Genomic DNA, 14,924 nt, shown 5'->3' with positions numbered 1-14,924 from the left:
CCTCCCCGCATCTATTTTTTCTTGCTGTCCGCGTATTCAGGGAATAGTTTCAGATAATATATCATGGATTTTTCGAAATCCAGTACTCCTTTGACTGTGCAGTATTCATTGCTGGAATGCTGCCTGGATCCATGTCCCATACCGCCTGTGACGTATGGGATCCCCAATATCTTCTCGAACAGGAAATATGGTGCGGAACCCGGATTCCAGGGCCAGATCTGCGGTCTTGTTCCCATCAGCTCATATGTTTTCTTCAAGGTCTGAACAGAAGAAGAATGATAAGGTACGCTGGACGGATCATATGGCTTTCCATACTCCTCGATCTCGATATCCTGGAAGCCTCTGGAATCCAGATGTTTCCGTACTTTCTTCAGCATTTCGTCCGGCTTCATTCCCGGAACAAGGCGGATATCCATCTTAACCGTTACTTCGTGCGGTAAAAGTGTCTTTGAACCTTCACCGATATAGCCGCCTTTGATACCATCAATATTCAGAGTCGGAACCGTCAGCATCTTTTTCCACAGATCCAGACCGGTTAAGTCCCACTTGAATTTTTTGACGTCATACGCTGTTTTCCACTCTTCTTCATCCAGAAGGTCCGCGGAAGCAGCCAAAGCCTCGTCTTTTTCCTTTTCCAATGGTAAGATTCCATCATAAAAACCATCGATCAAAATTTCATTTTCATTCTCGCCGATCATCGATGAGAGCGCTTTTGTCATTCTCCACACAGGGTTCGCAACCCAGGCTGCAAAAGCGCCATGGATCCCTCGGTCTGTCGGACCGCCCCAGTCTCCGCCTTTTGACTTCAGTTCAAAGCTTACAATTCCCTTCACCCCCATAAAGATGGAAGCAATTCTGTTTTCCTCTCCAAATGATGGGAAAAACATTGCATCGCAGTCTTTAAATTTATCCTTGTTGACTTCCAGGAACTCCTGGAGGGATTTGGAGGAAAGTTCCTCCTCCCCCTCTATCAGGAATACAAGGTTTACCGGAAGTTTTCCGGCAATTTTTTTATATGCCTTTATCGCTCTGAAGAAAGCGACTGTCGGTCCCTTTGTATTTACTGCACCACGACCGATAATGCAGTCTCCGTAATCTCTGAACGGATGGATTTCTGCTGCCCACGGATCTGAAATCCAGTCAGGCTCCTCAGCCGGAAGCACATCGTACATGCTGTAGATAAGAAGCGTGTGCTCTGCTTTTTCATCAATGCGGCCGTAAACAATGGGATTACCAGGTGTCTCAATCAGCTCAGAGGTGCCGCCGCACTCTTCGATCATTTCCTTCACGCGTTCCGCTGTTTCCCGGATACCTTCCCCTGTCGCTGAAATGGATTTCATACGCATAAAATCCTGGACAGCCTTTAAATCATTATCAAAATTCTCGTCAAGATATGTCAATACTTCCTCGATTTTCGGTCCTTCCATCGCTATGCTATCTCCTTTCCGTCCACGGATCAATCTGCAAGTTTCCATTTCCATACTTCGAAATTAAACCATACAAAATTCTCGATCGGAACTTCTGCTAAACGTTTTGAATATGCCCATAAATCATTCTGATGGTATAACCAGATATACGGCTGATCTTCTACTAATGCTTCCTGATATGCGTCATAGCACTTTTTCCGCTCTTCCTTTGTTACTTTAGAAACGCCTTCGTTAGCCAGATCAAACCACTTTGGATCTTTTACAAGTGAATAGTTTCTTGCGTCATTCGGTTTTAAAATTACGCTGCTTTCGTTCGGATCGATATTACTTCCGCCTCCGAGAAGACCTAAATCAGCTTTTCCTTCGCGGAGCATCTGAAGTAATGTAGTGAAATCATATGTCTCAATTTTTACTTTCACACCGATTTTTTCAAGGTCCTGTTGGATTAGGAGCGCAGACTGCTCTCTTACCTGATTTCCTTTCGGAACGATCATCAGATACTCTTTGTCAAAATTAAATCCTGCTTCTTTCAGCATTGTCTCTGCTGCTTCCGGGTCATATGTATTAGGTTTCAGGTTCTCATCATAATACGGATGATATTTTGGCATCGGTCCGACAGCAACCTGACCTTCTCCCAGCATCAGCTGATCAACCATCACCTGTTTGTTGATCGCTTTATCAAATGCATTTCTCACCTTCGCGTCCTGGAAATCAGGATCCTCGTCAGACAGATTAAATAACATATACTGATAAGAATAATCTTCTACAGAAGCAGCCACAAGAGAGTCTGAGCTCTTGACAGTTGCCCAGTCGGATAACGGGATACTTCCCATGCCAACCACATCAATATCTCCATTTAAGAGTCCTGCTGTCAGGTTTGCTGCCGGCACAACACGAACGACTAATGTCTTAAAATCAGGGCATCCCTGATAATAGTCTTCAAATGCTTCCATCTCTAAAGTCTCACCTGCAGTATCTTTCACATATTTAAATGGTCCGGCACCAACTGGACTTGTCCAGAAAGAAGAGTTATTGATATCCGCATAATTTCCAGTATCTAAAATATGTTCCGGAAGAACATAAAGGAAGCTTAAGAATGCGTTTAAAATAGTATCCTGATCCTTCGGCTCTTTAAATGAAAATTTTACCGTATAATCATCGACAGCTTCTACACCTACCTGATCTGTGTCTGCTGCAATGCCGTCATCATCGGTTCCCGCTAACACATTAAACGCGGAACGATAATAGTTATCCACATCTGGATTCGTCATTGCCTTACAGGTAAATACAATGTCATTTGCCGTCAGTTTTTCTCCGTCATGCCACAATGCATTTTCAGCTAATTTGAAAGTCATCGACTTGTTATCATCTGCTATTTGCCACTCAGTCGCAAGGCGGGGTTCGATAACTCCATCATGTGTTCTTGTAACCAGACGTTCAAATAATTGATCTGCTACCGCGTTTCCGTAATTTCCTGACGTATTGTAAATATTCAATGTGTCCCAGGAAGAAATAACTGCCATAGTTACTACTTCATCTTTAGGACCTTTCTGCGCTGTTTCTGTTCCCGTTTTTTCCGCTGCAGCCGTTGTTTCCGTTTTCCCTTCTGTCTGTGTGGTCGTTGTACCACTTCCTCCGCATCCGGACAGCGCTGTCATTGCCGCTAATAAAATTGCCAGCATTTTTGTCGTCTTCTTCATTTTCTTTTCTCCTCCTATAATTATTTTTTTGCTGTTTTCGGATCTAACGCATCCCGCAAACCGTTTCCAATAAAGTTAATCGAAAGAATTGTGATTACCAGTGCCAGTCCCGGCGGAACCCACATCCATGGACGGCTGGTCAAGATCGTGATGGACTGTGCATTATAAAGCATATTTCCCCAGGAAGCAGCCGGCGGCTGAACACCCATTCCAAGGAAGCTTAACGAAGATTCCAAAATAATCGCGGAGGCGATCCGAAATGTAATGGAAATAAAAATCGGAGCGACCGCGTTCGGAAGGATATATCTGGTAATGATCAACTTGTCTTTTGCTCCAATCGCCACAGCACCTTCAATGTAATCCTTTTCTCTTATGCTCAAAACACTTCCATAAATCTGTCTTGCGAATTTCGGCCATCCGAGCACACCTATCACAACCGTGACGGTGATAATTGACGGGCCAAACATGGATACCAGAAACAAAATCAGAATCGTGGATGGAAATGACATGAAAATATCTGACAAACGCATTACCACAACTTCAAATGCCCCACGATAAAATGCTGCCAGCATACCCAGAGGAATTCCCACAATCACGCTGACCGCCGTGGAAAAAATTCCAACTGCCAAAGACACCCGGCCACCGTAAAGTAATCGACTTAATACATCTCTGCCGACATCGTCTCCTCCCAACAGATGTTTCGCGCTAGGCGGCATATTGAATGCCAACGGATCGATCTCAGCTTCCGAAAACGGAAGGAACGGAGGAGCTATGATAACGATCAGTGTGATAAGCACCAGTGTGAAAAAACCGATTACCGCCAATTTGTTGTTACAATACCTCTTGATAAAGTTTTTCGCTTTCGACTCTTTTTTACTATCTTCCACCTTTCTCACCTCCCTTAATTATACCGGATCCGTGGATCAAGAATTCCGTAAACAAGATCTGTTAAAATATTAAATACCAGCACCGCAATTGCGACCAACACTGTAATCCCCATAACAACCGGATAATCTCTGGCATCTATGGACTTGATCATCAGGCTTCCGATTCCCGGCCAGGAAAAAACCTGCTCCGTGACAACTGCTCCGCCAATCAGCAGCGGTATTTCCATACCAAGATATGTAACCACCGGTATCAAAGAATTTCGCAGCACATGTTTTATTATAACTTTCTTTTCTTTGATTCCTTTTGATCGTGCTGTTCTGACGAAATCCTCCCTCATAACCTCCAGCATGCTGCTTCTTGTATACTGGATCAGGCTTCCCACTAGCTGCATTGCCAGGACGACCGACGGCATAAATAAATGGCGCAATAATGAACCTATGGTCTCCTTTTTTCCAACATCGTACATGCCGCCAATAGGAAGCACTTTTAATTTCACTGAAAAAACATATAAAAAAATCAATGCCAGGAAGAAGCTCGGAGTTGAAGTCGCCAGGAATGAAAATACCGACGAACCATTGTCCCAGCCTTTATTCTGATATCTTGCTGACTGAACTCCTAATGGGATTGAGATCAGACAGGCAATGATCACTGCCGCAAAGGTCAACAGAATTGTCGGACCAAGACCTTCCAAAATCATTTGCATTACCGGCTGTCCTGTTCTGTATGAATCTCCCAGATTTCCCTGGAAAAAGTTTTTGATCCAGGTGAAATACTGGATATACAACGGTTGATCCAGACCAAGCTTTATCCGCTGTCGTTCAACTTCTGCCGCTGAAATATTCTGGTTGTTGAGCAACAACTCTAATGGGCTTCCGGACGCCATAGAAGAAATTAAAAAAACCAGAACTGTAATTCCAAAGAAAATTGGTATTGCTATCAAAGCACGCCGTAATACATACTTTTTCATTCTATTTCTCCCTTCCATTGATCATGTAAACATTTGCATATGCTATATAACATTATATAATATTAGATACGTCTATATTAGCATTCAAGTGCTGATTTGTCAAATAATTTTGTACTCTGACATATTTTTTAAGTCAGATTCTGTTATCCGGATTTTTTTCACAAAGTGTACCGAAGAACGATCATATCCTTATGCCGCACCATCGAAAATATATATCCGGATTCTGCACGGATCACCGCATGGCTGACCATTTGATTTCATGTTTATACAATACATTATGTAACATCATGGCTTTATATGATTCAGTATAAATAAATTGTGAACAATCAACATTTTTCTATTCTTTTTTATTTTTAGTTCAGAAAATGCATACCACGTGTACAGTAATGTAATTTTTACAATTCTTCAGCCATGTTTTTCCATACTGTGGTATAACCGTTCTGCAAAAAATACAGCTGAATTCAGGAATCCCAGAGCAAAGCTAACCAGAATCAGGATCCCTGGATAGAACATATCACACAGTCTGCCTCCCACCAGGTTTGCAAGGACTGTTCCCACCACACTGCTGACGGTCAGTCCCATTGAAATACTGAAGCTGCGCAGGCGCTCATCCGCTGCCTCCGCAAAGCACTCCACGCTGACACTCATGTAGAACGCAAAACTGGCACACTGCAGCATCTGCCCCAGATAAAGGGCCCATGTACTGGAAAACAGCTGAAAGCAGAGCGGTCTGAGGAGATTTGTGATCAGAGCGATCGCCATTCCCAAAAGGGCATGGGAATTCTTCTTTTTCCATGCAAAAGCCAGCAGCATAAGACCTGCAAACTCCACTGCCGCTCCTGCCCCACAGACATTTCCATATGTCTCCGCATCTCCGCCCAGTTCCACGATGATTAGGGAGAGAAAGCTTCCCACCAGACGGTGGCTGAACCAGTAAAATGTGATGATCCCCAGCCAGAACAGAAAACGACGGTTCTGCACCAGAGTATGAAATGCCTGGAAAAAGGAGAGACTTTTCTCTTTCTCCTCCTGTTTCCGGCGATTCCCGAGACTGGTATCTGGAAGAAGAAGGAGACATGGGATCATGAAGAGAAATATCACCATTTGTACGAGAAAATAGTCATCCCAGCCTCTGTGTTTAAAATAATATCCACCAATCACCGACATCACCGCATACCCGATGGACCCGCCGGCACGAACCCGGCTGTAGATCAGATCCGGCTGTTTTTCCCGGCTGATATTGACCCAGGCATCCATCAGCTGACTGAACGGATAAACGATCCCGGCAGACAGGACCATCCCAGGAAGCATGATCCAGGGCTGGTCCATATATTTTGTACAGAAGATACACAGCGCTGAGATCATTCCGATAAGCAGAAGAAGATACCGCCTTGTTGGAAGAAATGTGTCCGTGATATAACCGCCCACCGGCTCCATCAGAAGATTTGCCAGAAATGTCAGGCTGGTGATGATTCCGCAGACCGTGGCGCTGTAGGCGCGTTCCGTCAAAAACAGGACCGTATAGCTGGAAAATATGCAGTATGCGGCATAGTAAATAAAGTATGCAGAAAAAAACAGAACCGTATAGTGAGAGCCGCTGTTTATTCCAGCGGCCCTCTCGCGTCTCATCATAAAACTTCCAATGGAACAGATGCCAGCAGTAACCTCCTGTTAAAAATACAGTTACCGTCCTGCCATCCTTCTTCATAGAAGCAGTACACCGGACCTGTTCCCGCCAGGTCAGACGCCCCGCCCTCTTCTGCCAGAAGGAAACCATCGTCCCAGTTTTTTCCATCATCTGCACTGATGCGGATCGTCAGTTTCTGACGGGCGTCAAGACTCCACCGGACCGCCTCGCCGTTTTTCTGGCGCTCCAGTGCCGGTTCATCTCCGTAAGCGCAGTTGACAAAAGCCATCTGTCCGTCTGGAAGTGCAAGCAGCGCTCCGCCGCAGATCGGATCCGGAAGTTTTTCGTTCAGCCATGGTGCTCCCCACCGGACCGCATCCTGTCCTTTCTCCGTTTTTCTGCTCTCACAGAACGCTCTTCTCCGCACTCCCGGGATCTCATGGCGCATGGTGGCAAGCAGAGTTCCGTCGCTCCGCTCCGCCACGGAGCTCTCGGTTGGATCACCGATTCCATTCTCCGCTGGAACCGTATTGCTGCAGTGCCACGTCCCACCCCAGTCATCGCTGGAAAGGCAGGCAAAGCAGGCCGGGAGGTGCGCATTCTCTCCACGGCTCAGCCACAGCGGCAGTATCAGGGTTCCGTCTTTTTTGCAGATTCCATGTCCCGGAGCAATGGCCCACAGCGTCACCGGCCATTCCTTTCGGAAACCGTCGATCAGAGATGTCAGCTCACGCTCCTCTCCAAAGGTTTCCCCATTATCACGGCTTTCCCTGAGAAACAATCTTTGATAGTCCTGACACCAGAAGAAATATACTCTTCCCTCCGGTGCTGCGATCAGTAAAGGATTATGAAGAAGTTCTTCTCCTTTCGGTGATACCATTGTGATCCGCTCTCCTGCGGGCTGCGGCTGTCCGTCCTTTATCTGATATCTCCTGAAGAATAAAGTTCTGCGGTTTCCTCCGGCTTCCCTGCCCTCATATGCCAGAAGCAGATCCCCGTTGGAAGCCGTAACGATTCCCGGGACACGGTAAGAGTCAAAGCCATGTTCCCCATTTTCCTCCACCAAAACCTTAACACAAGTCTTCTCCGCCATCATTTTTCCTCCCCACTTTACTCCTGCATTGGAAAATCACAGTTAAACTGTGTTACATACTTGTCCCTTCCGGACGTGGAATATAAAACCATTGTACAGCAGCTGCCAAAATCTCCAGTCCGCACTACTGCCTTAGCATTTTTCATTATCTCCATCAGGCGCTCCTGGCTGATCGTTCCGCCCGGAAGCTGAGGCACGAGAGACTGGATCTTCTGATACATCGCATCATTGTACTGCGGCATCAGCTCAAATACTTCATAGCGCTCCGCAACCAGATCATTCAGGATCGCGCACATCGTCTGCACCAGCGTCGGAACTCCCCGCACGAGAGAGACATCGATCACATTACATCCATCCGGAATTGGCATATTCGCGTCACAGATCACGATCGCATCCTTATGTCTCGCTGTCGCCAGCGCATATCCAAGCTCCGCATTGATCACCGTGTGTTTAATCATTTAATTTCTCCTTTCGCTAAATACGTTATATAACATCATTATTTTATATGACCAGTATAGAGGAATCTGAAAAAAAGGTCAATATTTCTTTTTTCTTTTTTTAATAACATTTAAAATTAAAAAAAGAAGATGCATCTTTGGTGGTATGTTAATGCCTTTTTGTCCAACAGGACGTCCCATCAGAATTTCCTGTTACATAAGAAAAAGCCCTGTAAGCTGTTTATATCAACAGTTTACAAGGCTTTGGGGCTTTTTTCTTGATTTTCCAGGTTATTTTCACTTTTCTGCAATCAATGTATTATAAAACTCTTCAAACACATCTGCTGCAAGACAGACGGTTTCCAGACAGCGTACATCGTCTTTCTTATAGATCTTTACCAGCTCTGAGCAGTCTGTGTTTCCAAGCTTCTTTCGGAATTCATCTACAAGGTCCGCGCATGTATCCTTAAAACCATCGGTTGCATGGGCACGGGTCTTCACCGTCAGCCGTCCCAGCGCTGCCATTGCGCCGCATAATGCACCGCAGGAGGAGCCGCATCCCATGCCGCCGCCAAACGCACTGACCAGCTTGAAATCATCCTCCGTAAGACCGATCCCGTATTCCTCGTCAATACATCGTAAGATCGTCTCCGCACAATTGTAATCCTGTTCCAGATAGTATTTTTTTACGTTATCTCTCAGCATATCCTCTTCCTCCGGTTCTTTTTTCTGACTAAGTCCCAATTCTCTCTTAAAGTATTTTAATGATGAAAAATGATATCGACGTCCAAATTCTCTTTCATGAAGCTTTTTTATTCCTTTTATATGTTCGACATAATCATCAACAAATTTTATCACAGATTCTACTATCTTTTCAATATTATATATAACTTCTTTGTATTCGTCCTGATCAACAATAGCGATATCCTCGTTTATAAATTCTTGATTGGCGACAATTACCGCCTTTGTAAAATCCAGCCCAGAATGGTGCTTTCTCGATCTTTTCGATGCTTGGAAATGATACGCATATTTATGACGTATTTCAGTCCGAAACGGTACACATATAAAATATCCATATTGTTTAACAAGAAGACATGAATATGGTCTATCCTCTTTACTTAGAATTTCCTCATACATTTTAGATGGATACCTCTGATAAAATTTTTTGCTTAATTTCTTTATACAAAATTCAATTGATGTATTCATGGTAAGAATCCCCTAAGAAAAATAGACTGGTATAGAAAAGGGAGGATTTCTCCTCCCTCAAAGATTCTTCGCTCGGTCACTTTTTATTTTACCGACGAGTCGGAACCGTCACTCGTCTCATCGCTCGGTCACTTTTTATTTTACCGACGAGTCAGAACCGTCACTCGTCTCATATGCGAAGGAAAGATTAACTCTTTCACTGATAGTATAGTGGATTTCTTATCGAAATACTATTAGCATTTTTTACAAAAAAGAACGTTTGAATTTTACGTGCTGCTGTTCATGCGGTACGCAGACAGTAACGGATTTTCTGCAGTTCTTATTCCCCCCTATCCTTCCAGTTTTCTCCCTCCGGACAATACTCTCCACACCCCCGGCAGGAAGCGGACGAGGAATTTTGCGAGAATGTAAGAGACAATAACTGCGATTGCCGGAAGCAGGAAATAGACGACCAGAGAGATTCCGGCGGCTGTTGTCGTACCTGCAAGACTTCTCGTCACGGCGGCAGTTCCTTTGTTTACGAATCGTACGACGATAAAATGGATCGCATAAAGAAACATGCTCTGGCGCATCCATGGACGGATCTTCGGAAGACGCACTCCGCAGGCAAAGGCCCAGCACGTCATCGGCACAGCCATACGATAAAAGCAGGTCCAGAGGACGGCTGCTTCAGGCGCCATCATCCTCCGGTAACAAAATACAGAGATCACGACTCCCGCCAGACCTTCTGCAAAACAGCGCCTTCTCACATAGTCCGGGATGACACTGGCTGTATTTCCATCTTTGTCCTCTGGAGCAGCTTTCTTTTCTTTCGTTCCATGATCTTCCTTCCACCCGGCTGCTTCTTCCTCCATACTTCTCTCCACCAGCCCGCGCCGATGGACTGCAAAGTATGCAGCAACCGAATAGTAAAGCAGGGCGTCCGTATTCGGATGGCGCATATCCAGATGGAGATGAACCGCAAATACAAGGCCCACGATCCAGAAAAGACCGGTCACCCGATTCTTAACAAGTGCGTAGATCAGCGGTGACACGATGATCAGGAAGATCAGCTGATAAAGATACCAGAAGATCGGCGCATACGCATACTGTGAGACTGCCCGCCAGATCTCCTGCACGGAAAATGGAATGATGTCACGTCCGACCACGGATCGTATGGCGAGAAACCGGGATGCTGCCATATAGCCCAGATAGTAGATGATATTCCAGACTACATAAGGGATCAGGACACTGAATACCCGGCTCTTCCATTTTCCGGTCAGCTTCTCCCAAGAAAAATTCCGGAAAAACAGGTAGGAGGACAGCAGGAAAAAGCCAGGAACGGCGATTTGTCCCAGTCCCACCGACACGAAATTTTCGATCCGGTCCGCAAGACTCCATATCACATCCCGCGCCCCACCGGAAAACAGATCCACATTATAAGAGTGGACCCATATCACAAATATGCTGAATAAAAACATCAGCCATGATATCTGATCATGAAACCGTCTTTCTCCGCTGCCTGTCACCATACGCACTCCCCGCAGTTTTCTTTTATCTTATCATATCCCATCTGACATTTCCAGTAAGTGTTCAGTCATTCCATGTATTTGCCCCGCAGACCGGAGGAAAATACATAATGACCGGCTGACCGTTTTGACAATGTCCTGTGCATGACAGTATTCCATTTGACATAACCAGAAATCCGCACTAATATTTAGCTCAGTACAGGTGCTTTAAAACACAACACCGCGCTTTCCATCTTACAGCGTATTTTAACTTTGTATACACTCCGGCATACAATATTTTTCTTTACCTGCGAATTTTAACTTTGAAAGAAGGTTTCTTTATTTATGTACGCTTTTTTCGAATCCATCCTGCGCGTGACCGCATGGCCGATGACGCCCCCGGCGCCCTATTCCGCCTTTCATATTCTTCTGACACTGTTCGGCGCAGGACTTGCGGTCTTTTTTGCCCGGATCTTCAGAAAAAAAATACGGTCCACATCAGCTCCCGAACCGTATTTTCGCCGTATTCTCTTTTCCTGCGGGGTGCTCCTCGCTCTCATGGAGCTCTATAAGCAGGCATTTTTATATGTCATCGAGTTTGACAGCCACTTCAACTGGTGGTACTTTCCATTCCAGCTCTGCAGCGTCCCCATGTACATCTGCCTGGCAGCACCGCTCCTGCGCTCCGGACAGACACTCCGCCGCGCCGCAACTTTTCTCCAGGACTTCGGTCTGCTTGGTGGAATCATGGCTCTGGCCGTTCCACCGGGGCTCATGCATCCGTACTGGACGATGACGCTGCACGGGTTTATCTGGCATTTTATCCTGCTCCTTTTGGGGCTTTTATCCTGCATGTCAGGCAGTGCCGGACATACACGGCGGGACTATCTGGAAATTCTCCCGTTCTTTCTCCTCTGCTGCCTGATCGCCTGCGTGATCAACATCGCCGCAGGTCCCACCGCTGATGCCGACATGTTCTACATATCCCCATTCCACCCATCCTCGCAGCCGGTTTTCCACCAGATTGCCTGTGCGCTCGGTATCTTCTGTGGAAATCTGCTGTATGTTCTTTCAATGATAGTGGGCGGATTTCTAATGCATAGAATCTCGTCACGGCTTGTCTAAACGTTCCTCGCATAAATAAAAGACCGATCTGCCATTCCATTCTTTGGTTCTTTATGATCTTTGGATATTAGTAAAAAAGCAGGTATGGATATATCTGCTTTTTTACTGACCAGCTGCTTCTTATCTTTGGGTATTTATAGTATAATAAAACCATCACAGTCGAACGAAGATGATTCATTTGAAATACGTCCCAACGTAAGACTATTCATTCATCAGCTTTTCAAATTCTTTAACAGAACCCGCTTTCGCAGCTAACTTTACCAGACAATACAAGTGTTCCTTATCCTCCTCGTCACGGATTTTCTTTTCAAGAGTCGCTGATACTCTTCCTTTTTCTTTTAGCAAACGTAAAATCATTTCAAGTGTTGCCTGATGTTCCCCTCGTTCTATTCCATCTTCTACTCCAACCGAATAAATGCTCATCCTGACATCCTCCCACTCTTCCGATTTCTTGACTTCTTCTACGATCCGGTTCAGATTCATAATTCTCTCATCCCGAACCAGGATCTCCGGATTGTCAAGTTCACTCTTTTTCATATATTGCAGCAGACTGACCAGTTCTGCCCGTCCATTTTTACTGGACATATTTAAAAAAATCTTTTTTGTTCCATCACCCAGATGAAGTCCCTGTATCTCTTCACACTGCTCTGTAAATGTATACATTGCCCGGTCCAGTCCGAAAATATCCTCCTGAGTAATAAATGTGACGATCGTGGACGGTAATTCCCGGTATTTCGTCTTCTTCCCCGCCTTCAGAATCGGTGTATCCAGTAGGCCCTGATAAAATCTGGATCTCCTGCGAACATCATCATTCTGGGTGTCATTCTGCATCTCTGTCACAAATTAGCGCTCGTCTTCCGACTCTGCCCACGCATCCAGCCGAATTGCCCTTTTTCCTATGGCATTTAGAACGACCTCTTCTACATGGACCCGCGCCAATTTCAAGCCCGGTTCATCCATGATAATACTGAGTACGCTTTCATGTGCTTCTGGATACTTCATCACCGATAGAAACAGTGCAAAATCACTCAGATTCACTCCTGCATCCTTGAAGGACGCAAGTTTCTGTCCATTTTCTTTCATTCAATCTTCCTTTCCTGTGTGCGGCAGGAAGATCTTTCCGATTCCTCCCTGCTTGTTTTCATTGGGTGTTTAGCAAAGAGCCATCAGATGCTGTTTTCAGCTAAGAAATTTAGAATTTTAGATGTATAGAAACTTTGCCTGAGATAATAAAGACATTGATCTTTATATCTGGCTCTAAGATAACATATTCCTTTCAATAAGACAATGGACCAGACCATAAAATATTATTAAAATCCTGTAAACTGTTACAGTACACGGGCACTCCATGCCCGCGCACTGTAACAGGATTTTGCCGATGCTTCGCATTCCGAATCGGCAAAATCCACTACCACCACTGTATTGTACGGAATTTTCAGTTCAGAAAATTCCTACCCGTGTACAGTAACTGTAAACCTACAAGGTACTCTATCGGCTGCGATTTTCGGGTTCACACCATAAAAAGACCCCCAATAGCCTCATCAGCCGTCGGGGATCTCTTCGTGCAATCATACCTTAAGTTTTAGTTGGAGAATATCTATTTTATATTATAAATCTGTCTTAGTTTACATGAAACGCATCCATTCCCGGATATACCCCATTCTCTCCGAGTTCTTCCTCGATTCTGAGAAGCTGGTTATACTTCGCGACACGCTCGGATCTGGACGGGGCACCAGTCTTGATCTGGCAGGTGTTGAGAGCTACGGCGAGGTCTGCAATAGTCGTATCTGCGGTCTCACCGGAGCGATGGGAGGAGATTGCTGTGTAGCCGGCACGGTGCGCCATCTTGATCGCCTCCAATGTCTCAGATACGGAACCGATCTGATTTAACTTGATCAGGATGGAGTTTGCGCAGCCGAGCTTGATCCCTTTGGAAAGTCTCTCTGTGTTTGTTACAAAAAGGTCATCTCCGACTAGCTGCACCTTCGTTCCAAGCTCTGCGGTCAGCTTTTTCCATCCTTCCCAGTCTTCCTCATCAAGGGCATCCTCGATGGAAATAATCGGATATTTCTCAACAAGCTTTTTCCAGTGCTCGATGAGCTGCTCGGAAGTATAGACAGTTCCTGCCTTGGGGAGCTTGTACTCTCCGGTTTTTCCTGTCTTCCACTCGGAGGACGCCGCGTCCATAGCGATCCTGAAGTCACGGCCCGGCTCATATCCGGCTTTCTTTACTGCCTCGAGGATCGTCTCGATCGCTTCCTCATCAGACTTCAATGCCGGAGCAAAGCCACCCTCATCTCCAACGGAGGTTGCAAGTCCGCGTTCTTTTAAGATCGCAGCCAGTGCATGGAAGACCTCTGCACACCATCTTAAGCACTCCTTGAAGGACGGAGCACCGACCGGCATGATCATAAATTCCTGAACATCAAGACCGGAGGAAAGTGCATGGCAGCCGCCGTTGATAATGTTCATCATCGGAACCGGAAGACGGTTTCCGCCTATTCCACCGAGGAATCTGTATAACGGAATATCTAAGGAGATGGCTGCGGCACGCGCGCAGGCGATAGATACCGCAAGGATCGCATTCGCTCCAAGTTTTGACTTGTCCTTTGTTCCGTCAGCCTTGATCATCGCGCGGTCAACTGCATAAATATCGGACGCGTCCAGGCCTGTCAGGGTCTCGTTGATAATTGTATTGATATTTTCAACAGCCTTTGTCACACCTTTTCCGCCATAACGTGCCTGATCTCCGTCTCTTAATTCCAGCGCCTCGAACTCGCCGGTAGATGCACCGCTCGGCGCAGTTCCTCTCCCGATGGTTCCGTCTGCCAGATATACTTCCGCCTCAACCGTGGGATTTCCACGGGAATCTAAGATCTCTCTTCCAATGACTTTCTCAATTTCCAGATAATTCATCATCATAAGCTCCTTTCGAGTATCAACGCCAATTACTCTCCCACCCGGATC

Annotated in this window: 13 protein-coding genes and 1 pseudogene; 1 reads left to right on the top strand and 13 read right to left on the bottom strand. The window is 45.7% G+C overall.

Features of this window, described 5'->3' with window-relative positions; all coding sequences use genetic code 11:
• Nucleotides 1-11: 11 nt before the first annotated feature.
• The 10 genes and pseudogenes from DW826_RS10365 to DW826_RS10325 all read right to left on the bottom strand — a co-directional run bounded on the left by DW826_RS10365 (nt 12) and on the right by DW826_RS10325 (nt 10,856).
• Nucleotides 12-1,427, bottom strand: coding sequence for a M20/M25/M40 family metallo-hydrolase (locus DW826_RS10365; RefSeq protein WP_117472450.1), 1,416 nt, complete (start codon nt 1,425-1,427; stop codon nt 12-14).
• A gap of 29 nt (nt 1,428-1,456) precedes the next feature.
• Nucleotides 1,457-3,127, bottom strand: a complete 1,671-nt coding sequence (locus DW826_RS10360; RefSeq protein ID WP_117552678.1) for an ABC transporter substrate-binding protein — start codon at nt 3,125-3,127, stop codon at nt 1,457-1,459.
• A 20-nt stretch (nt 3,128-3,147) separates the two neighbouring features.
• Nucleotides 3,148-4,014 carry an ABC transporter permease gene (locus DW826_RS10355; protein WP_117472454.1) on the bottom strand — a complete coding sequence of 289 codons (867 nt, stop codon included), beginning with the start codon at nt 4,012-4,014 and terminating at the stop codon, nt 3,148-3,150.
• Between the two features lie 14 nt (nt 4,015-4,028).
• Complete coding sequence (locus DW826_RS10350; protein WP_242994084.1) at nt 4,029-4,718, bottom strand: ABC transporter permease; 690 nt, start codon at nt 4,716-4,718, stop codon at nt 4,029-4,031.
• 18 nt (nt 4,719-4,736) lie between these two features.
• A pseudogene (locus tag DW826_RS18630) lies at nt 4,737-4,982 on the bottom strand (ABC transporter permease); the annotation flags it as partial.
• A gap of 405 nt (nt 4,983-5,387) precedes the next feature.
• Complete coding sequence (locus DW826_RS10345; protein WP_117552676.1) at nt 5,388-6,614, bottom strand: MFS transporter; 1,227 nt, start codon at nt 6,612-6,614, stop codon at nt 5,388-5,390.
• Entirely contained in the window at nt 6,611-7,702 is a 1,092-nt protein-coding gene (locus DW826_RS10340; protein ID WP_117552675.1) for a sialidase family protein, read from the bottom strand. The genes DW826_RS10345 and DW826_RS10340 overlap by 4 nt, the downstream gene beginning before the upstream one ends.
• A 17-nt stretch (nt 7,703-7,719) precedes the next feature.
• Nucleotides 7,720-8,160 (bottom strand): RbsD/FucU family protein, encoded by a 441-nt coding sequence (locus tag DW826_RS10335; protein WP_117552674.1) that lies wholly within the window; start codon nt 8,158-8,160, stop codon nt 7,720-7,722.
• Between the two features lie 276 nt (nt 8,161-8,436).
• Nucleotides 8,437-8,844 (bottom strand): C-GCAxxG-C-C family (seleno)protein, encoded by a 408-nt coding sequence (locus tag DW826_RS18245; protein WP_021905635.1) that lies wholly within the window; start codon nt 8,842-8,844, stop codon nt 8,437-8,439.
• Nucleotides 8,845-9,674: 830 nt separating this feature from the next.
• Complete coding sequence (locus DW826_RS10325; RefSeq protein ID WP_117552672.1) at nt 9,675-10,856, bottom strand: acyltransferase; 1,182 nt, start codon at nt 10,854-10,856, stop codon at nt 9,675-9,677.
• A gap of 321 nt (nt 10,857-11,177) precedes the next feature.
• On the opposite strand from DW826_RS10325, the gene DW826_RS10320 reads away from it, so the two are divergent.
• Nucleotides 11,178-11,957 carry a YwaF family protein gene (locus DW826_RS10320; protein ID WP_117552671.1) on the top strand — a complete coding sequence of 260 codons (780 nt, stop codon included), beginning with the start codon at nt 11,178-11,180 and terminating at the stop codon, nt 11,955-11,957.
• 201 nt (nt 11,958-12,158) lie between these two features.
• On the opposite strand, the gene DW826_RS18240 is transcribed toward DW826_RS10320, so the two are convergent.
• The 3 genes from DW826_RS18240 to eno form a co-directional block, all read right to left on the bottom strand.
• Nucleotides 12,159-12,797, bottom strand: a complete 639-nt coding sequence (locus DW826_RS18240) for a hypothetical protein (protein WP_181968043.1) — start codon at nt 12,795-12,797, stop codon at nt 12,159-12,161.
• A 3-nt stretch (nt 12,798-12,800) separates the two neighbouring features.
• Nucleotides 12,801-13,040: a hypothetical protein gene (locus DW826_RS18235; RefSeq protein WP_181968042.1), complete on the bottom strand. Its 240-nt coding sequence runs from the start codon at nt 13,038-13,040 to the stop codon at nt 12,801-12,803.
• A 537-nt stretch (nt 13,041-13,577) separates the two neighbouring features.
• Nucleotides 13,578-14,873 (bottom strand): phosphopyruvate hydratase, encoded by a 1,296-nt coding sequence (gene eno / locus DW826_RS10310; RefSeq protein ID WP_117552670.1) that lies wholly within the window; start codon nt 14,871-14,873, stop codon nt 13,578-13,580.
• Between the last annotated feature and the right edge of the window lie 51 nt (nt 14,874-14,924).

The sequence above is a fragment of the Clostridium sp. AM34-11AC genome, from assembly GCF_003435375.1.
In the GTDB taxonomy this organism is placed as follows: Bacteria; Bacillota; Clostridia; order Lachnospirales; family Lachnospiraceae; genus Pilosibacter; species Pilosibacter fragilis.
The sequence above is the reverse complement of the archived record's forward strand: the minus strand, read 5'-3'. Positions and strand labels throughout refer to the sequence as shown.